This window comes from Campylobacter sp. IFREMER_LSEM_CL1846, from assembly GCF_025772105.1.
GTDB lineage: Bacteria > Campylobacterota > Campylobacteria > Campylobacterales > Campylobacteraceae > Campylobacter_D > Campylobacter_D lari_D.
The window spans coordinates 20,772-42,554 of record NZ_JAKMRM010000014.1 but is presented as its reverse complement, the minus strand read 5'-3'; the positions used below and the strand labels follow the sequence as shown (position 1 = coordinate 42,554).

Below are 21,783 nucleotides of genomic sequence, written 5' to 3'. Positions count from 1 at the left end.
TAATAACAATTATCATAATTGATATAATAAATTTATTTTAAATTAATAATTATTATCATAATATTCCAACTTTGAAAATTTTGTTTATTTAAGAAAGGAAATAATGAAAAATTATTGCTTGTCAGTTTGTGTTACTAGTCTTTTGGTCTGTAATGCTTTATCACAAGAAGTTTTATTAGATAGTTCTATAGTGAGTGCTTCGGGATTTTCTCAAGATATTAAAGAAGCTCCTGCTACTATAAATGTGATTGGTAAAAAAGATTTAGAGAGTAAGCCTTATAGAGATGTTGCTGAAGCTATTGCTGATATTCCTGGTGTAGATTTATTTGCTAGTAAAGGAAAAACAGGCTCTTATAATATTACCATGAGAGGTATTACCGGATACACTTTAATTTTAATCGATGGGCGTCGTCAAGGAATAGGTGGAGAAGTAGGACCTAATGGTTTTAATGAAATTTCAAATTCATTCTTACCACCAATTTCTAGTATAGAAAGAATAGAAGTAATAAAAGGGCCAATGAGCACTTTATATGGTTCTGAAGCTTTGGGTGGTGTTGTAAATATCATCACAAAAAAAGTAAGCGATAAATGGGAAACATCATTTAGTTTGGATAGTATTTTTAATGCACATAAAGAATGGGGTAATACTTATGGCGCAAGTATATATTCTAGTGGCCCATTGATGAATGATCGTTTGGGACTTACTTTGCGTTTTAGAGAGTTTTATAGAGAACAATCTAATGTTGAATTTAGTAATGGGAGTGGTCAAAGAGTGCAAGGTGATCAAGCACAAAGTCCTACAAAAGCAAGTAATTTTAATTTAGGAACTAGATTAAATTACTTAATAGATGATTATAATACTTTGATATTTGATATTGATTTTTCAAGAAATCATTATGATAATAAAAAAGGCCAACTCGGTACATTAACAAAACCAACAGATAAAAATGATGGCTCTTTAACAGGTGGTTATACAGATACCATGCAAGTAGATAAATTAGTAACTTATTTAAGTCATGAGGGTGTGTATGAAGATTTTTTAATTACTTCTACCTTGCAGTATAACCGTGTAAGTAACGATGGGCGTGAGGTAGTTGGCCAAGCAAATCAGCCATTTTTAGGGCAAAATAGAGATATAGTTGCTGAAGATATTATTGTAGATACAAAATCAGTTATTCCTTTAGGTCAAAGTCATATTTTAAGCGTGGGTGGTGAGTATAGACTTGAGAAAATGCAAGATAAAATTGCTAATCCTACTAATTTTGATCAATATTTATTAGCTTTTTTTGCAGAAGATGAATATAGTATAAGAGATGATTTAAGATTTACTTTTGGAGCAAGATATAATTATCATGAAATTTTTGGAAATAATATTTCACCAAGAGCTTATTTAGTTTATAATCCTACTAGTGAGCTTACTTTAAAAGGCGGTGTTTCAACAGGCTTTAGAACCCCATATGCTAATAGATTGATAGCTGGTGCTTATAATTATAGTGGACAAGGTAAGTACCCTATGTATGGAAATCCGAATTTAAAAGAAGAAACATCGCTTAATTATGAACTAGCCGCTGTTTATAATAATGATTTGTTTTATATTTCAGCAACTGGCTTTTTAACAAATTTTAAAGATAAAATTTCTAGTCAAAAATTTAGTAAAGATAGTATGATTTTGGGTATTGGAAAATGTGAAGCTGATACATGCTATCAGGCGATTAATCATGGCAAGGTTGAGTATAGAGGCATAGAACTTGGAGCTGGGATTACTCCTGTAGAGCATTTAAATTTAGATCTAGCTTATACTTATCTTGATAGTGAAATTAAAGATGCGCAAGATGAAACTATGATAGGAAAACCAGAAATTGATAGTCTAAAACACAATATCATGTTAAAAGCAAGTTATAATATCTTTAGTAAATTCACTCCATGGATAAAAGGCGAATGGCAAATAGATCGTTATATGGGTGATACAAATATTAATAGAGAGTATTATCAAGATGTCTTTTTAGCTTCTATGGGTGTGCGTTATGATATTAATAAAAAATGGAATATTAATGCGGCAATTTATAATCTTTTTGATAAAAGTTTTACAAATGATTGGGAGTCTTATAAAAACAAAGGTGAAGATACTTGGGTAAATACTTATAATCGCATAGAAGAAGGAAGAAGAATTTATATTTCAATCAACGGCAGTTTTTAATTTTGTATAGTTGGGAAGCCAAAGAGCTTATTGAGAGCTTCTTTGGTTTCGTCTTTAGGATCGTATTTTTTAGCATCTTTTTTAAAATTTTCAAAATGTTCATTTAAATTCGGAGTACTTTTTATTTCTTGTTTTATAGGAGTTTTGAATATATCTTGTAATTTTTGGGTATCTATAGTTTCTATTTTTTGAATTTTAATTTGTGTTTTTTCTCCAAAAAGTTCATGAAGCAAGACTTTGATTAATTTAAAGCCATTGTTTAGGATTTTTCTATCATCATCTTTAGCATGTGAGCTAATACTTAAAATATCATCTTCAAAGGAAATAAACTGCGTGGTTTTTTTGAAAACTTCAGCTAAATCATAATCTCTTTTGTAAATAGCTTTTAACAAACTTTCATAAGGATTAAGTTTTTCTTCTTTAATTGTTTGTATAGAAAGAATTTCTTGTTGTTTTGGGTTTGGTGTGTTATCTTGTTTTGGACTTTTGCTGTAAATAGCCTCATCAATACTTTTTAGATAAGTTGCTTCTATAAGCATGAAAGCCATAACACAAAGTACAAAACTATCATCATCGCTAGAATTTAACATAGTCTTAGCGCGCGAAAGAATTCTAAAAAATCTTTCGTAAATTAACATAGAAAAAAGATTGTTTTTGGCAAAAAATGCTTCTTTTAAAAAAAATATCATCTCATCGATGACATTACTTGCCTCGTAATCTTCAAATTCTTTTAAAAACTCAAGAACTTTATCTTTATCGCTAGCTAAAATGGCTTGATAAAATTCTTCAATTTTAGATGGATCTAAAAAGCCTAGCATCGCAGTAATTTTTTGTGTTTGTATATGATTTTGACAATATACTATGGCTTGATCTAATAAAGTTAGAGTATCTCTTAAAGATCCGTTTCCACTTCTTGCTATGAGTTTTAAAGCTTCTTTTTCATAATTGATATTTTCTTTTTCTAAAATCCACTCAAGATGATTTAAGATATCGTGGATAGAAATTTGCTTAAATCTAAAATGCTGCGTTCTTGAAAGAACCGTAGCAGGAAGTTTTAAAGGGTCAGTTGTTGCTAGTATAAATTTTACATAGCTTGGTGGTTCTTCCAAGGTTTTAAGCAAGGCATTTGCTGCTTGTGGAGTAAGCATATGCACTTCATCGATAATAAAAATTTTAAACCTAGCTAAAGATGGAGCGTATTTAACTTGCTCGATAAGCTCTTGAATGTCTTCTAAGCTTCTATGGCTTGCAGCATCCATTTCTATAATGTCTATATTAGAGCCACTGAGTGAAGATAAGCATTGAGAACATTCTCCACAAGGATTAGCACTTGGTCCCTTTTCACATACTAGAGCTCTTGAAAAAATTCTTGCACTTGAAGTTTTTCCACTTCCGCGTAATCCTGAAAATAAATAAGCATGTGCTAAGCGATTATTTTCAAGAGCATATTTTAAGCTTGTAGAAACAGTATTTTGCCCTACAAGCTCATTGAAATTTTTTGGTCTGTATTTAACAGCAAGAGCTTGGAGCATTACTACTCATTCATGATGGATAACAACTCTTCATTGCTTTTGGTTTTTAGCATTTTAGAGTATAAGAATTTTAAAGCTTCTATATCATCCATTTGTGAAATAGCTGATCTAATTGCCCAAATTTTTTGAAGTTTTTCAACACCTTGGAGTAATTCTTCTTTTCTAGTGCCTGATTTTATGATGTTAATTGCAGGGTAAATTCTTCTGTCTGAAATATTTCTATCAAGAACGATTTCGCTATTTCCTGTTCCTTTAAATTCTTCAAAAATCACTTCATCCATTCTTGAGCCTGTTTCTATCAAGGCAGTTGCTATGATGGTTAATGAGCCACCATGTTCTATATTTCTAGCTGCACCAAAAAAGCGCTTTGGCTTATGCAAGGCATTTGCATCAACCCCGCCACTTAAAACTTTACCACTGCTTGGTGTGGCAGTATTATAAGCTCTTGCTAATCTTGTAATAGAATCAAGTAATATAATGACATCTTTACCTGTTTCTACCATCCTTTTTGCTTTTTCTATAACAAGTTCAGCCACTCTAACATGATTATAGGCAGGTAAGTCAAAAGTAGAGCTAAAAACCTCGCCTTTAACACATCTTTGCATATCTGTAACTTCTTCAGGGCGCTCATCTACTAAAAGTACAATCAAATGAGCCTCCGGATGATTTTTAGCAATAGCGGTAGCTAGTTCTTTCATTAACTCAGTTTTACCAGTTCTTGGAGGTGCTACGATTAAGCTTCTTTGACCTTTTCCAATAGGAGCAAACAGATCAAGCATTCTACCTGTTAATTTTAAAGGATCATATTCTAATTTGATTTTTTCAGTTGGAAAAATTGGAGTAAGATTGTCAAATAAAGGTCTTTCTCTAGCTTCTTTTAATGGAAAATAATTAATCGCTTCAATTTTTAATAAAGCATAGTATTTTTCTTGATCTTTTGGCTCTCTAACTTGACCAGTAACTATATCTCCTACACGCAGAGCAAATTTGCGAATTTGTGAGTTTGATACATAAGCATCATTTACACTATCGCTTAAATTTGAGTCCATTCCACGCAAGAATCCATAACCTTCAGGCGAAATTTCTAAAATTCCTGTAAAGAGTATAAAGCCACCTTTTTTGGTTTGTGCTTTTAGAATTTCAAAAATAAGATCTTGTCTTCTAAATTCTCTTGGATTTTCTATTTCTGCTTCATTTGCTATTTTTACTAAGCTTTCTAAATCAAGCAACTTTAAATCTTCTATTTTATAACCTTCAACAGGAATGTGTGTTCTTTGGTGTTGTTTCTTTTCTTTTGTATTTTCCATATATCCTCATAAAATGTAGAAAATGTAGTTTTTGTTTTAGTTTATTCAAAAAAGATTTTATTAAAAAAAATACTTTTTTGTCAAATTTTAGAAATTATAATATAGCTTTGTAAATAATTTTTAAAATTGAAAGTTTGAAAAAATGATAAAATATTGTAAAAACTTATAAAGAAAGTATAAAATGAGATGTAAGCATTGCCAATTAAGCTTTAAACAAGAACAAATGATAGAAAAAAATGGAAATTATTTTTGTTGTAAAGGCTGTGAAAGTGTATATGAAATTTTACAAGAGAGTAATTTGGAGGAATTTTATGAAAAACTTGGTAATCAAACTTTAACCCCAGTAACAATAGAATATAGTATTAAAGACTATGAAAAATACATACAAAAAACAAAAGAAGGCTTTAGTGAGGTTTTTTTACTGATAGAAGAAATTCATTGTGCAGCCTGTGTTTGGCTTAATGAAAAAATTCTCATTAAAAGTGAAGGAGTGATAGAGGTTGATATTAATTCTATTACTCATAAAGCTAGAATTGTTTTTGATGAAAAAAGTATTAATCTAGTAAAAATTATCCAAAATATAGAAAGTATAGGCTATAAAGCTAGTGTGTATTTACCTACAAAAAATGAACAAAGAGCAACTCAAACCAAAAGAGATTTTTATGCGAAATTAATAGTTGCTATAGCTTGCGTAATGAATATCATGTGGATATCTGTAGCTAAATATGCTGGGTTTTTTAGTGGTATGGAAGCTGATATTAAAGATATTTTACATTTTGCTGAATTTTTACTTTGTACTCCTGTACTTTTTTACACAGGCTCGATTTTTTATAAAAATGCCTATTATGCTTTGAAATTTAAAAGTGTTAATATGGATACTCTAGTAATTGGTGGAGCAAGTCTAGCTTATATATATTCAGTGTGGGCAATGTTCTCAAGAGCTTCACAGGTATATTTTGACTCTGTGGCGATGATTATTTGTTTTGTTTTTATAGGAAAGTATTTAGAGCTTTTAAGTAAGAAAAAAGCCCTTGATACGCTCGATCATTTGAGGTCATTTTTAGGTAATGAAGTAAGGGTGTTAAAAAATGAAAAAATAGAAAATATCGATGTAGAAGAGGTGCAAATAGGAGATATTATAGAGTTAAAAGAAGGCGATAGGGTTTTAATAGATGGAGTGTGTATTAGCGGTAATATTAGTTTAGATATGTCTAGTTTAAGCGGAGAGAGCTTACCACTTGATGTGCAAAAAGATGATATGATTTATTCTGCTTCTTTAGTTTTAAGCGGGAATGCTTTATATAAGACAAATGCTCTTTATAAGGATTCTAAATTAGCTAGGATTATTGATTTACTTGAAAATTCAAGTGCTAAAAAAGCCAAAATAGAAAAAATGGTGCAACAGGTAAGTAAGTATTTTTCGCCTATTATCTTAACTTGTGCTTTGCTTTGCTTTGCTTTTACTTTTTTTGTACTAAATTTAGGTTTTGAAGAAGCCATGATACGCATGGTTTCTGTGCTAATCATAGCTTGTCCATGCGCTTTGGCTTTAGCTACACCGGTGAGTTCTTTAGTAGCAATTAGCACTGGTTTGAAGGAAAAAATTTTATTTAAAGAAGCAGGTGTTGTGGAGGATTTGAGTAAGTGCAATGTGGCTGTGTTTGATAAAACAGGGGTTTTAACAAAGGCTAGTTTAGAGGTTAAAAAAAGCTTTTTGGATGAGAGGTTAGATAAAAATGAATTATTAAATTTCTTACACCTGACTAACCACCCAGTGGCTAAAAGCATTTTGAAATTTTTAGATGAAAAAATTGATAGCAGAATAGAATTTGAAAAAGTTCAAAATTTTCAAGCAAGAGGTTATAAAGCCTTTTTGGGTAAAGATGAATTTTTAGGAGGAAATGAGAAATTTTTCAAAGAAAATCATATGCAAGTACAAGAATTTCAAACTACGCATTTTATATTTGCTAAAAATAAAACTATATTAGCAGTTTTTGAATTAGAAGATAGTATGAGAGAAAGCTCTGAAGAGTTGATCGAATTTATGAAAGAATGCAAAATGCAAATTTATATGTTAAGTGGTGATAATTTATCTGCTGTGAGTAAGGTAGCTGAAAAATTAAAAATAAATCATTTCAAAGCTTCATGTATGCCAGAAGATAAAATGCAAATAATAGCTAACTTAAATCAAACAGGTAAGGTTTTAATGGTAGGAGATGGGGTAAATGATGCTTTAGCACTTTCTTATGCAGGTGTTGGGGTTTCTTTAAAAGAAGGTTCTGAGCTTGCTATGGAAAATAGTGATATTATATTGTTAAAAAACGACTTAAAAAGCTTGCAAAAGGCTATACAAATAGCTAAAAAAACTTATCAAATTATTAAACAAAATTTAGCTTTTTCTTTATTTTATAATGCCTTGAGCATGCCTTTAGCTTTTTTTGGTTTGATTAATCCTTTAATTGCAGCTTTATCAATGTCTTTTAGTAGTATAATAGTGATTTTAAATGCTTTAAGGATTAAAAAATGAATGGTGTTTTAATGATGATGATAGGTGTTTCTATGGTTGCTTTATTTTTGGCAATTTGTGCTTTACTTTGGGGGATCAAAAATAAGCAATTTGACGATGATTATAAATTTACTACTTTAAATGATAGCGAAGAAGCTTTAAATGATGCAGTAATTTTGGAAAAAAGAAAAAAAGAAGCTTTGGAAAAGAAAAATCAAGAAAAACAGCCATAAAGGCTGTCAAATTATTTTTTTAAGCTCTCGATGTATTCTTCAATTGCTTTAAAATCTGCTTCTGTTAAACCTTTAAGGTTAATCTTCATGATTGCACCTTGGCCATAAGCATTTCTTTTACCTGCTGCATAATCTTTCATGTATTGTAATCTTTCAGCTGCAGTTAAAGTATTTAAAGCAGGAACTTTGTTAAGATAAACTTTATCTGCTTTAGCACCATGACATACTGCACATTTTTTATAAAGTGTAGCACCATCCGCAGCAAAAGCTGAAACACTAAGACATGCCAAAGCTGATAAAACAAGTAGCTTTTTCATTGTATCACTCCTATATAAATTGAAAATAAATTGTTTTTAATTATATGCTTTTTTTATTTAAAGTCGCTTAAAAAACTTTTTTACTTGATAAATTATAAAATCTTAAAAAAAATTCATTATAATTTTTTCATGAAAACAAAGGCGTTATTTTTAGATAGAGATGGGATTATTAATATAGATAAAAAATATGTTCATAAGATTAGTGATTTTGAATTTTGTGATGGTATTTTTGAACTTTGTGAATTTTTTCAAAAGCAAAATTTTTTAATTTTTGTAGCTACTAATCAATCAGGTATTGCAAGGGCTTATTATAATGAAAAAGATTTTGAAATTTTAAGCTCATATATGCTAGGTGAGTTTTTGAAAAAAGGCATTAAAATAGAAAAAATTTATCACTGCCCTCATTTAGAAAATTGTGAATGCCGTAAGCCAAAACCTGGCATGCTTTTAAAAGCACAAAAAGAATTTAATATAGATTTTTCACAATCTTTTTTTATAGGAGATAATTTAAGTGACATGCAAGCTGGAATTAATGCTGGTATAAAAAATCTATTTTTGATTAATGAAAATTATAATGATGATAAAAACTATAAGGTCTTTAAAAATTTAAAAGAACTTTTGTATTATTTAAAGGATAGGAAATGAAAATTGTGATAACAGGTGGAGCAGGTTTTATAGGCTCTGCTCTTGCTCTAGAACTTCAGGATAAACATGAAGTTTTGATTGTGGATAAAATGCGATCAAGTGCTACTTTTGAAAATGGAAATTTAGAAAGTTTTGGTCATTTTAAGAATATTTTAGATTTTGAAGGTGAGCTTTATGTGGGCGATATTAATGATGAAAAAACTTTAAAAGCTATAAAAGCTTTTAAACCTGATGTGATCTTTCATAAGGCTGCAATTTCAGATACAACTGTTTATGATCAAAACAAAGTTTTAAAGACCAATTTAAACACTTTTAAAGATTTTATAGAACTTGCTTTAGAACTTAATGCAAAACTAATCTATGCAAGTTCAGCCTCAGTTTATGGAGATGCTCCAAGCCCGCAAACTGTAAATTTAAGTGAAGCCCCTAAAAACCCTTATGCATTTTCAAAATTAATGATGGATAAATTAGCAAAAAAATACTTTAATAAAATGCATATAGTTGGGCTTAGATATTTTAATGTATATGGCAAGGGAGAATTTTTTAAAAATAGCACTGCTTCTATGATTTTGCAATTTGGACATCAAATTTTAGCGGGTAAAAGTCCGCGTTTGTTTGAAGGAAGTGATCAAATTTATCGTGATTTTGTGTATATTAAAGATGTTGTGAGTGCAAATTTACAAGCTTTAGAAGCAAAAAGTGGAATTTATAATGTAGCTACAGGTAAAGCAAGAACTTTTCAAGATATAGTAGATATTTTGCAAAAAGAATTAAACACTAATTATCCTTGTGAGTATATTCCTAATCCTTACAAAAATTCTTATCAATTCCATACTCAAGCAAAATTAGATGAGAGTTTTTCATATAAAGCTAAATTTAGTCTTGAAGAGGGTGTAAAAGATTATTTAGATGAGATCAAAAGGCTTTATGAAAAGGAAGTAAATGTTTGATTTTTTAAGTTCTAAAAAGCCAAAAATTTTAGTTGTTGGAGATTTTATGGTGGATCATTATATATGGTGTGATTGCACTAGAATTTCTCCAGAAGCTCCTGTGATGGTGATGAAATCACAAAAAGAAGATAAAAGACTAGGTGGGGCTGGTAATGTATATGCAAATTTAAAAAGTCTTGGTGCTGAGGTTTTTGCTCTGGGGCTTGTGGGTGATGATGAGAGTGGGAGGTTTTTAAAAGAGAATTTAAATGCAAAATTATTAGTGGAAAAGGATAGAAAAACCCCTCTTAAGAGTAGAGTTTTATCACATTCTCAGCAAGTTTTAAGACTTGATGATGAGAATGATTTTGATACTAAATTAGAAGATGAAATTATCCAAGAGTATAAAACAATCGCAAAAGATTATGATGCGATTGTTTTGAGTGATTATGCCAAAGGGATTTTAACTTCAAAAGTAACAAAAGCTTTGATAGAGCATGCAAATACTTTAAATTTACCTATTTTGATTGATCCAAAAGGAAGTGATTTTAGCAAATATCAAAATGCAACCTTGCTAACTCCAAATAAAAAAGAAGCTATTCAAGCTTTGGGTGTAGAAAAAATTGATAATTTAGAAAAAGCTTTGAAAAAATTAAAAGATGATTTAAATTTAGCTTATTCTATTATAACTTTATCCGAAGAAGGAATAGCACTTTTTGATGAAAAATTACATATTATTCCCGCAAAAGCTTTGGAAGTTTATGATGTAACAGGAGCTGGAGATAGTGTTATAGCTATGCTTGCTTATGCTTTAGCCTTAAAAGTTGATATCGTAAAAGCATGTGAGTTAGCAAATGATGCAGCAGCTGTTGTGGTAGCAAAAGTAGGAAGTGTGAGTGTAAGTTTAGAAGAGATTAAAAATCTAAAAAAAGCTTCTTTTGAAGATAAAATTAAAAGCAAAGAAGAGCTTGTGAAGTTGATACAAAATCAAAAAGTAGTTTTTACCAATGGATGTTTTGATATTATGCATTATGGTCATATAAAATACCTTGAAAAAGCTAAAAAACTAGGAGATATCTTAGTTGTAGGTTTAAATTCAGATGAAAGCGTAAAAAGACTAAAAGGAAACTCAAGACCTATAAATTTAGAATTCCAACGCGCATGTATGCTTGCGAGTATGTATTTTGTAGATTATGTAGTGATTTTTAATGATGATACTCCTTATGAACTGATAGAGTTTTTAAAGCCTGATGTGCTAGTTAAAGGAGCTGATTATAAAGGCAAAGAAGTAGTGGGTTCAAATTTAGTAAAAAAAGTAGAATTAATTGACTTTGAAGATGGATTTAGTACTACTAATATAATTAATAGGATTGCAAATGATAAATAAAATTGAAAAGGAATTTATTCAACATCAAAAAACTTTAGAACAAAGTTTGAATTTAAAAGAGCAAATTGCTGCGGTTGCTCAAGAATTAAAAGTGTGCTTGAAAAGTGGTGGGAAAATTTTAATTTGTGGAAATGGTGGAAGTGCTGCAGATAGCCAACATTTTGCAGCTGAACTTAGTGGAAGATATAAAAAAGAAAGAAAGGCTTTAGCTGCTATTGCTCTAAGCACTGATACTTCTGCTTTAAGTGCTATAGGAAATGACTATGGTTTTGAATTTGTTTTTTCAAGACAAGTTGAAGCTTTAGCTAGCAATAATGATGTATTGATTGGAATTTCTACTAGTGGAAAAAGCCCAAATGTGATCAAAGCTTTTGAAAAGGCCAAAGAAATTGGCACTAAATGCATAGGGCTTAGTGGAAAAGGTGGTGGAGCGATGAATGCATTATGTGAGCATAATATAGTCGTTCCAAGTGATGATACGGCCAGAATTCAAGAAATGCATATTTTAATCATACACTGCTTGTGTGATCTAATAGAAGAAGAATATTAAGTTTGGGTTATTTTCCCAAACTTAAATAATATTCAATTTGATCTTTTTGTAAAATTCTAATTAAATTTGTACTTCCTGCAACACCTACTGGAAATCCTGCAGTAAGAGTGTAAACCCCATCTTTTTTCATAAGGCCTTTTTCAACTCCAAGTTTTACAGAATTGCTTAAAAGTTCTGTTAAATTTTCATGCTTTTCTATCAATATAGCAGGTTGAACTCCCCAGACTATACTTAAAAAATTTAAAGCTTTTTTAGAATGAGTAATAGCTATGATATCCATTTTTGGACGATACCTTGCTGTTTTAACCGCAGAAGCACCACTGCTTGTAATGGTAAAAATTGCATTTGCATTTAAATCAGTAGCTAATTGTGTGCTTGATTTGGCAATGATATCAGTTTCGTTAAAGCATTTAAAATTTTCAAATTTTTCATAAGGATAGTTTTTTTCTGTTTCAATGATAGTTTGAGTCATAATATCAACTGCATTTGCCGGATCAATCCCCACCGCACTTTCTTCGCTAAGCATAACCGCATCAGTGCCATCAAGTACAGCATTAGCAACATCTGAAATTTCAGCTCTTGTGGCAGTTTTTGATTTTGCAAGCGAAAAAAGCATTTGAGTGGCAGTGATTACAGGTTTATTGGCCTCATTAGCTTTTTTAATGATGAGTTTTTGTATATTTGGTACTCTATAATAAGGCACTTCAATGCCTAAATCTCCTCTTGCTACCATTATACCATCGCTGCTATTTATAATTTCATCGATATTTTCAACAGCATCAAATTTTTCTATTTTTGCAAAAATAGCAATTTTGGCATTATTTTCATCAAGTATTTTTTTAACTTCATCAATATCATGAGCATTTTGCACAAAAGATATAGCTAAAAAATCAACATCGTTTTTAATGCCCCATGCAAGATCATCTTTATCTTTTTGAGTTATAACATCGATATTGATTTTTGTATTTGGAAAATTAATTCCTTTATTTGAACTAAGCACCCCGCTATTTTCTACTTGGGTTTGGATAAAATCTTTTTCAACTTGTATAACTTTAGTTTTAATAGAGCCATCACAAAGATAGATGTATTCTCCCACTTTTAGCATAGAAAGAATTTCGGGATGATTAATACAGACTTTATAATGTTCATTAGAAAGTTTTTCTCCTTCAAAAGTATCCTTGTAAAAGTCTAGTCTATCTCCACTTTTTAGCTCAAAAGCTTCTGGAATTTTTAAGGTTCTAATTTTTGGCCCGCTAATATCTTGTAAAATTCCAATCCTTGCATTAAGTTCAGCTGCTACTTTTCTAATGGTGGCTAGATTTTGACTATGATATTCATGAGTTCCATGTGAGAAATTTAAGCGAAAAACATTCACTCCATTAATAATCATTTGTCTTATTGTAGTTTCATTTTCACTTGCTGGCCCAATTGTTGCGACTATTTTTGTTTTTTTTAACATTTCCTATCCTTTTTATAGCAGTTCGCTAGTAAATAAATCTTCATTAAAATTAGCACCCAAGTATTGACAAATAAGTTTTGCATCTCTATAACCATTACCAAGACAACTCGTAGCACCTGGGCTTGGTGTCATATTAAAAATTATACCCGGAATTTCAGTGATGCTAGCCTCTCCAAGCATTAATTCTCCTGCTTTTTTATCAAGCACTTGAGGTCGCACTCCTCCAAAATTTTTAGCATAGTAAATATCATCTGTTTTTAAACTAGGAACTATTTTTTTAGCATCTTTTACAAAAAGTTTTTTGTTGATATAAGGAATTTCAAATAAATAATTATAAAGAATATAATTTCTAATAGTAGAATCTTTAAAAAGATTAAAACAAATTTTAATTACATTCATATCAAGATTAAGTGTTTTGAAAAATTCAGGTAAAGATTTAAAGCCATGGTATCTTTCTAGCATAGGAATAACTAAAGCAGTAGGACCAAAACGGGTGTTCATGTTAGCTAGTAAATCAGGATCGCCATGTAATGCAGCAAATGGGAGTTTTGGATTTTGCACCATATAAACCTTACCATTTAAAATTTTTCTTTTTGCCATGTAAAAACTTCCTGCAACAGGAAAGCAAGATTTGTCTAAACCTATACCCATTTTATGTGCTAAAAATAACGAGTGTGCGCCTGCATTGACAATAATAGATTTCGCGCTATATTCTTTAAAATCTCTTGTTTTTATATAAAAAATATCATCTTTTTTTTCTATAAACACAACTTCTTGATTGTAAGCAACATGAGTATCTTTACCTTGTTTGCAAGCTTGCTCTATGAGATTTTGACTCATAAGTCCAAAATCTACTGTGGTATAAATTTCACCTTCTTCTACACCCATAGCTACTATATTATCCGCCCTATCATTGACACCATCTTCACCTAAAACAACATTTGGTTCTATTTGTTTGATTTCATTTTTTGTGTAAAATTTAATATAAGGATATAATTCTTTAAATTCTTCATATCTATTTTTCATATATTCACATTCTTTTTCCCCAACTGCAAGTGCAAGTTTTTGGTGTGAATACATGAATTTATTTTGTGCATTTTGCAAGAGCCCATATTTTACAATCATATCTGCTGTTTTTTTAACTTTTTTTGCTTTTTCCAAGGTATAGTTAGTTTCTATATCACCGCAGTGGATGGTTTGTGAATTACTTGTGCTGTGACTATTTAATGTTGCAGCGTTATTGTATTTTTCTAATAATGCAATACTTTTAATATCAGTATATCTTGCTAATTCGTAAAATGCTGCAGCACCAGAAATCCCACCGCCAATCACCACGGCATCAAAGTGTTTTCGATCCATTATCATCAATTCCTTTTGTGTATGTTTGATTTTGCTAATAATATCAAAATATAGTTGTTTTGAGTTTAAATAAAGCTTATAATTGAAAAGCCAAAGATATGGTTAATCTTTTAAAGTATAAAATTTTCACAAACAGCTTTTTTCATACCTCTAAAAATCAAAAATTTATCATAAATTGCATAATCAAAAAAATTTGCAAGAAATTGCCCATCGCCACCTGTGAAATATAACTTTTTATCATATGCACTATCTTTTATAAGTAAATATATACTTTTAAAAACTCCATAACTTAAGGCATCAATAGTTCTTTGGGGAAAGGCATCAAAGTTTATTTGAGTGTTAAGTTCGTGTTTTAAGCGAGAAGAAATACTAGCAAAAGATTTTTTGTAGCTTTCAATACCAGGCAGGATAAATCCTCCAAGATGGATTGAATTTGAAACAATATCCACAGTTATTGCAGAGCCAGCATCAACTACTACCCCATCTTCTATGGTATAGCAAGCTGCTATTCTATCAACTCCTAAATTCTTATAAATAGTATCAAAATTAAAATATGGAGCAAGGTTAATAAATAAAGGATTTTGCTTTAATCTTTGCTCTAAATTTGGATTAACATTGATGTAAAACACTTTTTGTGTCGGCTCATACTGTAAAAATTGCTCTATGCTCATAGAATGAAATTTTTGCTCATTTAAAAAACTTGCAGTTGTATTGCCAATATCACACAAAAGCATAATTTTGAATTCCTTTGGTGAATAAATATTCTTTTGCTTTTGAGCAAATTAGAGACTGATGAAAAATAAAATGATTTTTAAATTTTAAATTTAAAATTTGACTTATGTTTTGAAAAATATTTTCAAATTCTAAACCATCTTTTTTTAAAATCTTACTTTTTGCAAAAGAAAATAAAAATAAACAATATTGTTTTTTTGTATTTTCTCCATAAAAGCAAATTAGTTTTTTCTTTTTGCTAAAAGCATGGATATCTAAAGAATTAATATTTTTTAAAATAATTCCATGTTTAATAAGAATATCGCTTAGTTCTTGATTCATCTTAATTTAATTGTAAAACTTTATTGTGATAGAAAAATTTACCATTAGCCATAAAACTTTTTTTATCAATAGCTTCATTTAATTTATATACGGTAAAATCTTTCAGATTTGTATTTAATTTAATTAAATAGCCAGTTTTTTCAAATATATACAAAGAATCATTATATAATGTGCTTTTGGAAAATAAAGCAAATTGAAATTTTATTTCATCAATTTTTCTAAGATTATAATCATTTTTGATAACTCTTCCATCTTTTGTTAATATAAAAATTTCTTTATCGTTAATATTTACTTCTTTGATGTTTTCGTTTAAGTATAAAGTTCTATTTGGTGTTACAACGATGATTTTTTGTGCTGTTGCGGCAACCATTGTATTGTTTTTAACATGAAGATAGATGATATTATTAAAAAATTCTTCACTACTTACTAAAATTTCTTTACTAACTTTTAGTGTACTTTTGTTAAGTATGGCTAATTTTCCATTAAGCATAGGGTATATGATAATGGTATTTAAAAAATAAGGATTAGCATAGCGACTATCTTGAGCATAAGCAGTGCCTAAATTTTGTAGCATTCTTATACCAAGATTTTTATTAGCATACACTAAAGTATTACTTGCTAAAATCAAAGCTATATCATCCCCATCTACATTAGCACTTACTACACTTTCGTTAAATTTATGAGAAAATAATTCTTCACCTTGTAAATTTAAAATTTTAAAATTCCCATCATTATCAGCTATAAGAATTTCTTCTTGACGGATATTTAAAATATTATAGTTTTTATCTATTTTTAAAGCAGTAATATTTCCTTTATTGTCTATGAAAGTATTATTGTTTAACTGAGCAATATTGTTGTTAAAATTAACTATTTTTCCATTAATATTTTTAGAATTATAAGGAAGTTGTTCTAGTTGTGTTGGTTGATAGTATTCCCTTTTAGTGCCACAAGCACTAAAAAATATTAAAGTAATAATAAATAAATAAAAATGCTTCATTTTATTCCTTGATAGTGTTTTAAGCTTGTGATAATTTGCCATAAAGGAGAATTTATAGGTATTTTATTAAATTCAACATCTGCGTTTTTAAAATCATTTTGTTTTAAAAATTCAAAACCTATTAATAGAGTATTATAATCTTTTAGAAAATCTGATTTTTGATTGTTTTGGGCAAGCACTATTTGTTTTAACAAGGGATCTATATTAAGACTCAAGGTTTGATTAAGATCTTGATTATTTTGACCCATAATATATATGGTGTATAAATTTACATTTTTTTGCTTTAATTCCTCAATTAATTTTTGATCTGAAGGATTTTTTAACAGATTATTAAAAATGATATTACTTTCTTGGATATTTTTTTCTTGTTTTATATTATAAATATAACTTCCACTAAAATAAAGAACTAAAAGAGCAATAAGAGCAATAAAATAATATTTGTATTTTCTTATAAAGCGTTCTGATTTGATAAAATTTTCCATCATTTGCTCTTGAGAGCTTAATTCTTCTTTTACTGCTTTTAAATTTTCTTTTAAAGCCATATTTTTCCTTTATTAATATAAAAAATGTTATTTTGTAATTTTAAAGTCTATAATTGTAACATATAAAAATGAAAAAATAAATTATTTTATGTTATAATTTTCAATCTAAACCAAAGAGTTTTATAAAATTAAAATTAAGGTAAATGATGCAAATTGATGATAAATTATTAACTAAACTTGAAAAGCTAAGTGCTCTAAAAATAGCAGATGAAAAAAGACAAGAACTAGAAGAGCAATTAAGCCAAATTGTTAATTTTGTGGAAAAATTAGATGAATTAAAACTTGATGATATAGAAGCCATGACTAGCACAACAAATGGTGGAACCTTATTGAGAAATGATGAGAGTAAAAAATCTGATGTGATAGATACGATAAGTAAGCATGCTCCAAATTCTCAAGATGGATTTTTTATAGTCCCTAAAATAATTGAATAAAATATTTGGAGTTTAGCGTATATGGAAAATTTTTCGTGGTTTGATGTTTTTGTTTTAGGTTTGACTGTAATTTTAGGCTTAAAAGGCTTGGTGAGTGGCTTATTTAAAGAAATTTTTGGTTTATTGGGTATAGTTGGTGGGGTTTTACTTGCTTCAAGATATGCTAAAGAGGTAGCAGAGATTATCAATAATAATTTTTATGCAATTGAAAATGAAAATCTTGCTATTTTTGCAGGTTTTTTAGTTTTGTTAATCGTGATATGGATAGCATGTATGGCCTTGGGAAATATATTATCAAAAATGTTTAGCATGAGTGGTCTTGGTTTTATAGATCGTATAGGTGGATTTTTATTTGGAAGTGCTAAAATATTTTTAATTTTTGCAATTTTAGTTGCTTGTATTAATAATATAGAATTTTTAAATTCAAGTTTAGAAAAATATGCAAACAATAGTCATACTTTAAATTTACTTAGAAAAACAGGTGAATTTATAATGAATACTGATTTTACTCAAAATAGTTTAGAAAAAATAGAAGAAAGAATTAAAGATTCTAATATAAGTCTAAATTCGGAGGTAAATAATGCAAATTGAAAATATAGAATATGATGTTTTACTTGAGCGCTTTAAGAAGACACTTAAGGATAATGGCTTAAAATATACCAAACAAAGAGAAGTGCTTTTGAAAACTTTATATAATAGTGATATGCATTATACCCCAGAAAGTTTGTATGTGGAAATCAAGCAAAAAAATCCTGAATTAAATGTAGGAATCGCTACAGTTTATAGAACTTTAAATTTATTAGAAGAATCAGGTATGGCTACTTCTATATCTTTTGGAGCTTCAGGGAAGAAATTTGAACTCGCAAATAAACCCCATCATGATCATTTAATTTGTAAAAGTTGTGGAGAAATAGTTGAATTTGAAAATTCTATTATCGAACAGCAACAAATGTTAATAGCAAAAGAATATAATTTTAAATTAACAGGGCATTTAATGCAACTTTATGGGTTATGTCCGCAATGTAGTAAAAAATAAAGGTAAAATTAATGTTTGATAATATTTTAGAACAACAAAAAATTCAAAAAGCGCAAGAATTAAAAAAGCTAGGAATTAATCCATATCCACATTTTTTGAAAAAAGAAATGAGTATAGTTGAATATAAAAATAAATTTGCATACATTAAAGATACGGAAAATCAGCGTGATGAAAAAGTATATGGAGTGTTAGCAGGAAGATTAAAACTTCTTAGAATAGCTGGTAAATCGGTATTTGCCAATATAGAAGATGAGCAAGATAATATTCAAATTTATTTTAATCAAGATATTTTAGGAGAAGAATATTTTGCTATTTTAAAAAAATATCTTGAAGCAGGAGATATTGTTTTGGTTAAAGGTTTTCCTTTTATGACTAAAACAGGAGAATTTAGTCTTCATGTAGAGCAAATTCAAATAGCTACAAAAGCCATAGTGCCTTTACCGGAAAAATATCATGGACTGACAGATATTGAGCAAAGATATAGAAAAAGATATCTTGATATGATTATGAATAGTGAAGTAAGAAAAGATTTTATTTTGCGTTCTAAAATTGTTTCTTACATTAGGTCTTTTTTTGATAATAAAGGATTTTTAGAGGTTGAAACACCAATGATGCATCCTATTGCAGGAGGAGCAAATGCAAAGCCTTTTGTGACTTATCATAATGCTTTAGGTGTGGAAAGATTTTTAAGAATTGCTCCAGAATTATACCTAAAGCGTTTGATTGTAGGTGGTTTTGAGGCAGTTTATGAGATTAATAGGTGTTTTAGAAATGAAGGAATGGATTTAACACATAATCCTGAATTTACTACAATCGAGTTTTATTGGGCTTATCACAATTATCATGATTTAATGGACTTAACAGAAGAGCTTTTTGCTATGCTTTTGGATAAATTAAATTTAGGTAAAAAGCTCGAATTTGATGAAAAAATAATTGATTTTTCTAAACCATTTGAAAGAATTACTTATAAAGATGCTTTGAAAAAATATGGCGGTTTAGATGATGAGCTTATTAATAATAAAGAATTAATCTTAGAAAAATTAAAAAAAGATGGCTTTGAAGTCAATGAAAAATTAGAATTAGGTCATTTGCAAGCTGAACTTTTTGATAATTATGTTGAAGATAAGTTGATTAATCCCACTTTTGTAATAGATTTTCCTGTTTCTATAAGTCCTTTGTCTAGAAGGAGTGACAAGGATAAGGATATTGCTGAAAGATTTGAATTGTTTATCGCGGGTAGAGAGATTGCTAATGGATTTAATGAGCTTAATGATCCGCTAGATCAATATGAGAGATTCTTAAAGCAAATTGAAGCTAAAAATGCAGGTGATGAGGAAGCATGCGAAATGGATGAAGATTTTGTTAATGCATTGGGCTATGCTATGGCACCAACTGCAGGTCAAGGTATAGGAATAGATAGGCTAGTTATGCTTTTAATTAATAAAAAATCAATTCGTGATGTAGTGCTTTTCCCAGCTATGAGGCCACTTAAAAATGAGGTAAAAGGAGAGTAAATGTTGGAAAATTTTGATAAAGAAATTTTTGATTTAACCCAAAAGGAGCTAGCAAGACAATGTGATGGTCTTGAAATGATAGCGAGTGAGAATTTCACTATACCAGAAGTAATGGAAGTAATGGGGAGTATTTTAACAAATAAATATGCAGAAGGCTATCCTGGTAAAAGATATTATGGTGGATGCGAATTTGTTGATGAAATTGAGACAATTGCTATAGAAAGATGTAAAAAACTTTTTAATTGTAATTTTGCCAATGTACAGCCTAATTCAGGTTCTCAAGCAAATCAAGGTGTATACATGGCATTGTTAAATCCTGGTGATAGAATTTTGGGTATGGATTTAAGTCACGGAGGACATTTAACTCACGGTTCTAAAGTAAGTTCTTCTGGAAAAGTTTATGAAAGTTTTTTTTATGGGGTAGAGCTTGATGGGAGAATTAATTATGATAAAGTTAGAGAGATAGCAAAAGAAGTTAAGCCAAAACTTATTGTTTGTGGTGCTAGTGCTTATCCTAGAGTGATTGATTTTGCTAAATTTAGAGAAATAGCAGATGAGGTTGGCGCATATTTATTTGCTGATGTTGCGCATATTGCAGGATTGGTTGTAGCAGGTGAGCATCCTAGCCCGTTTCCCTATGCTCATGTTGTAAGCTCTACAACACATAAAACTTTAAGAGGTCCAAGAGGCGGGATTATTATGAGTAACGATGAAGAAATTGCCAAAAAAATCAATTCTGCAATTTTTCCGGGTATTCAAGGTGGTCCATTAATGCATGTAATTGCCGCCAAAGCTGTTGGATTTAAATATAACTTAAGTGATGAGTGGAAAATTTATGCTAAGCAAATCATTAAAAATACTGCTACCTTGGCTCAAGTTCTAATAGATAGAAAATATGATTTAGTTAGCGGTGGTACTGATAATCATTTAATTTTATTAAGCTTTTTAAATAAAGATTTTAGTGGTAAAGATGCAGATTTAGCTTTAGAAAGAGCAGGTATTACAGCAAATAAAAATACGGTTCCAGGGGAAACTAGAAGTCCATTTGTAACGAGTGGTTTAAGACTTGGAACAGCAGCTTTAACAGCAAGAGGTTTTAAAGAGGAGCAAATTGCTATTGTTGCAAATTATATAGCTGATATTTTAGATGATATACAAAATACAAAACTACAAGAAGAGATTAAAGTTAAACTGAAAAATTTGGCAAGTAATTTTATTATTTATGAAAGGGCTTTATTTTGATTACAACTATGGATTTGGCTTTAATTAAAATGGTTACAAGCCATTATTATATTAAGCGTAATGCTATAATTAACAAATATGAGCATAAAGGTAGAATTTTTTTTGATAAATTCGAAAAAGTAAATGCTCCTTTGACAGCTAATGTTATACAAGAACATATGGAAAAAAAGATTATTGTAGCACACTCTTTGATTAATAGTTTTGATAAGGTTGAAAATATTGTATTTGATTACAATGGTTTTAACGCAGAGCGTTTTTGGCATAGAGCACAGCTTGTTTTAAGGGAAGAAGGTTTTATAAATTTTACTGCCTATAAAACAAGAACTAATAATCATTTGCATTTGTATATCCATAAAGGACATACTACTTTTAATGAAGCATGCTCTTTGGGATCAAAATTATCTTTGCTTTTTTCTCAAAAAATGCCTGTAGAGTGGAAAGTTTTTCCTAGTATGGATATACCTAAGGAATTTAATATTTTAACTTTACCTTATGAGGTTTATCAAAAAGAGCGTGGCGCTTCTTGGTCTAAACATATGTAATT

22 protein-coding genes are annotated in these 21,783 nt (G+C 29.4%); 13 read left to right on the top strand and 9 right to left on the bottom strand.

Going from position 1 to position 21,783, the window contains the following annotated elements; genetic code table 11:
* Positions 1 to 103 precede the first annotated feature (103 nt).
* Positions 104 to 2,197, top strand: coding sequence for a TonB-dependent receptor domain-containing protein (locus L8W40_RS07000; protein ID WP_214114111.1), 2,094 nt, complete (start codon positions 104 to 106; stop codon positions 2,195 to 2,197).
* Here L8W40_RS07000 and L8W40_RS06995 read toward each other — a convergent pair.
* Positions 2,194 to 3,729 (bottom strand): DNA polymerase III subunit gamma/tau, encoded by a 1,536-nt coding sequence (locus L8W40_RS06995; protein ID WP_214114113.1) that lies wholly within the window; start codon positions 3,727 to 3,729, stop codon positions 2,194 to 2,196. The genes L8W40_RS07000 and L8W40_RS06995 overlap by 4 nt on opposite strands.
* A 2-nt stretch (positions 3,730 to 3,731) precedes the next feature.
* Positions 3,732 to 5,036 (bottom strand): transcription termination factor Rho, encoded by a 1,305-nt coding sequence (rho, locus tag L8W40_RS06990; protein ID WP_214114115.1) that lies wholly within the window; start codon positions 5,034 to 5,036, stop codon positions 3,732 to 3,734.
* A 181-nt stretch (positions 5,037 to 5,217) separates the two neighbouring features.
* Here rho and L8W40_RS06985 point away from each other — a divergent pair, with 181 nt between their 5' ends.
* Together L8W40_RS06985 and L8W40_RS06980 are read left to right on the top strand one after the other, a co-directional pair.
* Positions 5,218 to 7,563: a heavy metal translocating P-type ATPase gene (locus L8W40_RS06985; protein ID WP_263665037.1), complete on the top strand. Its 2,346-nt coding sequence runs from the start codon at positions 5,218 to 5,220 to the stop codon at positions 7,561 to 7,563.
* Complete coding sequence (locus tag L8W40_RS06980; protein WP_133319850.1) at positions 7,560 to 7,775, top strand: cbb3-type cytochrome oxidase assembly protein; 216 nt, start codon at positions 7,560 to 7,562, stop codon at positions 7,773 to 7,775. The genes L8W40_RS06985 and L8W40_RS06980 overlap by 4 nt, the downstream gene beginning before the upstream one ends.
* An 11-nt stretch (positions 7,776 to 7,786) precedes the next feature.
* On the opposite strand, the gene L8W40_RS06975 is transcribed toward L8W40_RS06980, so the two are convergent.
* Positions 7,787 to 8,092, bottom strand: coding sequence for a c-type cytochrome (locus tag L8W40_RS06975; protein ID WP_133319851.1), 306 nt, complete (start codon positions 8,090 to 8,092; stop codon positions 7,787 to 7,789).
* Positions 8,093 to 8,221: 129 nt separating this feature from the next.
* Here L8W40_RS06975 and L8W40_RS06970 point away from each other — a divergent pair, with 129 nt between their 5' ends.
* Genes L8W40_RS06970 through gmhA form a run of 4 tightly spaced genes read left to right on the top strand, consistent with a single transcriptional unit; the run spans position 8,222 to position 11,603 of the window.
* Positions 8,222 to 8,737 carry a D-glycero-alpha-D-manno-heptose-1,7-bisphosphate 7-phosphatase gene (locus L8W40_RS06970; protein WP_263665036.1) on the top strand — a complete coding sequence of 172 codons (516 nt, stop codon included), beginning with the start codon at positions 8,222 to 8,224 and terminating at the stop codon, positions 8,735 to 8,737.
* Entirely contained in the window at positions 8,734 to 9,687 is a 954-nt protein-coding gene (gene rfaD, locus L8W40_RS06965) for an ADP-glyceromanno-heptose 6-epimerase (RefSeq protein WP_263665035.1), read from the top strand. Before L8W40_RS06970 ends, rfaD begins: the two co-directional genes overlap by 4 nt.
* A complete protein-coding gene (rfaE1, locus tag L8W40_RS06960; protein ID WP_214114015.1) occupies positions 9,680 to 11,053 on the top strand; it encodes a D-glycero-beta-D-manno-heptose-7-phosphate kinase in 1,374 nt (457 codons plus the stop codon). Before rfaD ends, rfaE1 begins: the two co-directional genes overlap by 8 nt.
* Positions 11,043 to 11,603: a D-sedoheptulose 7-phosphate isomerase gene (gmhA, locus tag L8W40_RS06955; protein WP_214114013.1), complete on the top strand. Its 561-nt coding sequence runs from the start codon at positions 11,043 to 11,045 to the stop codon at positions 11,601 to 11,603. Before rfaE1 ends, gmhA begins: the two co-directional genes overlap by 11 nt.
* A gap of 7 nt (positions 11,604 to 11,610) precedes the next feature.
* Here the strand turns inward: gmhA and pyk are convergent, their stop codons facing one another.
* The 6 genes from pyk to L8W40_RS06925 all read right to left on the bottom strand — a co-directional run bounded on the left by pyk (position 11,611) and on the right by L8W40_RS06925 (position 17,013).
* Positions 11,611 to 13,062 carry a pyruvate kinase gene (pyk, locus tag L8W40_RS06950; protein ID WP_214114012.1) on the bottom strand — a complete coding sequence of 484 codons (1,452 nt, stop codon included), beginning with the start codon at positions 13,060 to 13,062 and terminating at the stop codon, positions 11,611 to 11,613.
* A gap of 12 nt (positions 13,063 to 13,074) precedes the next feature.
* On the bottom strand, positions 13,075 to 14,421 hold the full coding sequence (locus L8W40_RS06945) for an FAD-dependent oxidoreductase (RefSeq protein ID WP_220567164.1): 1,347 nt from the start codon (positions 14,419 to 14,421) through the stop codon (positions 13,075 to 13,077).
* Positions 14,422 to 14,531: 110 nt separating this feature from the next.
* Positions 14,532 to 15,155, bottom strand: a complete 624-nt coding sequence (locus tag L8W40_RS06940; protein ID WP_133319858.1) for a type III pantothenate kinase — start codon at positions 15,153 to 15,155, stop codon at positions 14,532 to 14,534.
* Positions 15,142 to 15,474 (bottom strand): hypothetical protein, encoded by a 333-nt coding sequence (locus L8W40_RS06935; RefSeq protein ID WP_263660759.1) that lies wholly within the window; start codon positions 15,472 to 15,474, stop codon positions 15,142 to 15,144. Before L8W40_RS06935 ends, L8W40_RS06940 begins: the two co-directional genes overlap by 14 nt.
* Before the next feature lies 1 nt (position 15,475).
* Positions 15,476 to 16,471 (bottom strand): hypothetical protein, encoded by a 996-nt coding sequence (locus L8W40_RS06930; protein ID WP_263665034.1) that lies wholly within the window; start codon positions 16,469 to 16,471, stop codon positions 15,476 to 15,478.
* Positions 16,468 to 17,013, bottom strand: coding sequence for a hypothetical protein (locus L8W40_RS06925; protein WP_263665033.1), 546 nt, complete (start codon positions 17,011 to 17,013; stop codon positions 16,468 to 16,470). The genes L8W40_RS06930 and L8W40_RS06925 overlap by 4 nt, the downstream gene beginning before the upstream one ends.
* Positions 17,014 to 17,159: 146 nt before the next feature.
* Here L8W40_RS06925 and gatC point away from each other — a divergent pair, with 146 nt between their 5' ends.
* The 6 genes from gatC to L8W40_RS06895 are packed head-to-tail and all read left to right on the top strand — an operon-like array spanning position 17,160 to position 21,781.
* Positions 17,160 to 17,447 carry an Asp-tRNA(Asn)/Glu-tRNA(Gln) amidotransferase subunit GatC gene (gatC, locus tag L8W40_RS06920; RefSeq protein WP_133319862.1) on the top strand — a complete coding sequence of 96 codons (288 nt, stop codon included), beginning with the start codon at positions 17,160 to 17,162 and terminating at the stop codon, positions 17,445 to 17,447.
* A 21-nt stretch (positions 17,448 to 17,468) separates the two neighbouring features.
* Positions 17,469 to 18,038 carry a CvpA family protein gene (locus L8W40_RS06915; RefSeq protein ID WP_133319863.1) on the top strand — a complete coding sequence of 190 codons (570 nt, stop codon included), beginning with the start codon at positions 17,469 to 17,471 and terminating at the stop codon, positions 18,036 to 18,038.
* A complete protein-coding gene (locus L8W40_RS06910) occupies positions 18,028 to 18,483 on the top strand; it encodes a Fur family transcriptional regulator (protein WP_043019516.1) in 456 nt (151 codons plus the stop codon). The genes L8W40_RS06915 and L8W40_RS06910 overlap by 11 nt, the downstream gene beginning before the upstream one ends.
* Positions 18,484 to 18,494: 11 nt before the next feature.
* The gene (gene lysS / locus L8W40_RS06905) at positions 18,495 to 19,997 is read left to right on the top strand and encodes a lysine--tRNA ligase (protein WP_263665032.1); all 1,503 of its coding nucleotides are present in this window, start codon (positions 18,495 to 18,497) and stop codon (positions 19,995 to 19,997) included.
* A complete protein-coding gene (locus L8W40_RS06900; protein WP_133319865.1) occupies positions 19,998 to 21,239 on the top strand; it encodes a serine hydroxymethyltransferase in 1,242 nt (413 codons plus the stop codon).
* Complete coding sequence (locus tag L8W40_RS06895; protein WP_133319866.1) at positions 21,236 to 21,781, top strand: DUF1882 domain-containing protein; 546 nt, start codon at positions 21,236 to 21,238, stop codon at positions 21,779 to 21,781. Before L8W40_RS06900 ends, L8W40_RS06895 begins: the two co-directional genes overlap by 4 nt.
* The last annotated feature ends 2 nt before the right edge of the window (positions 21,782 to 21,783 follow it).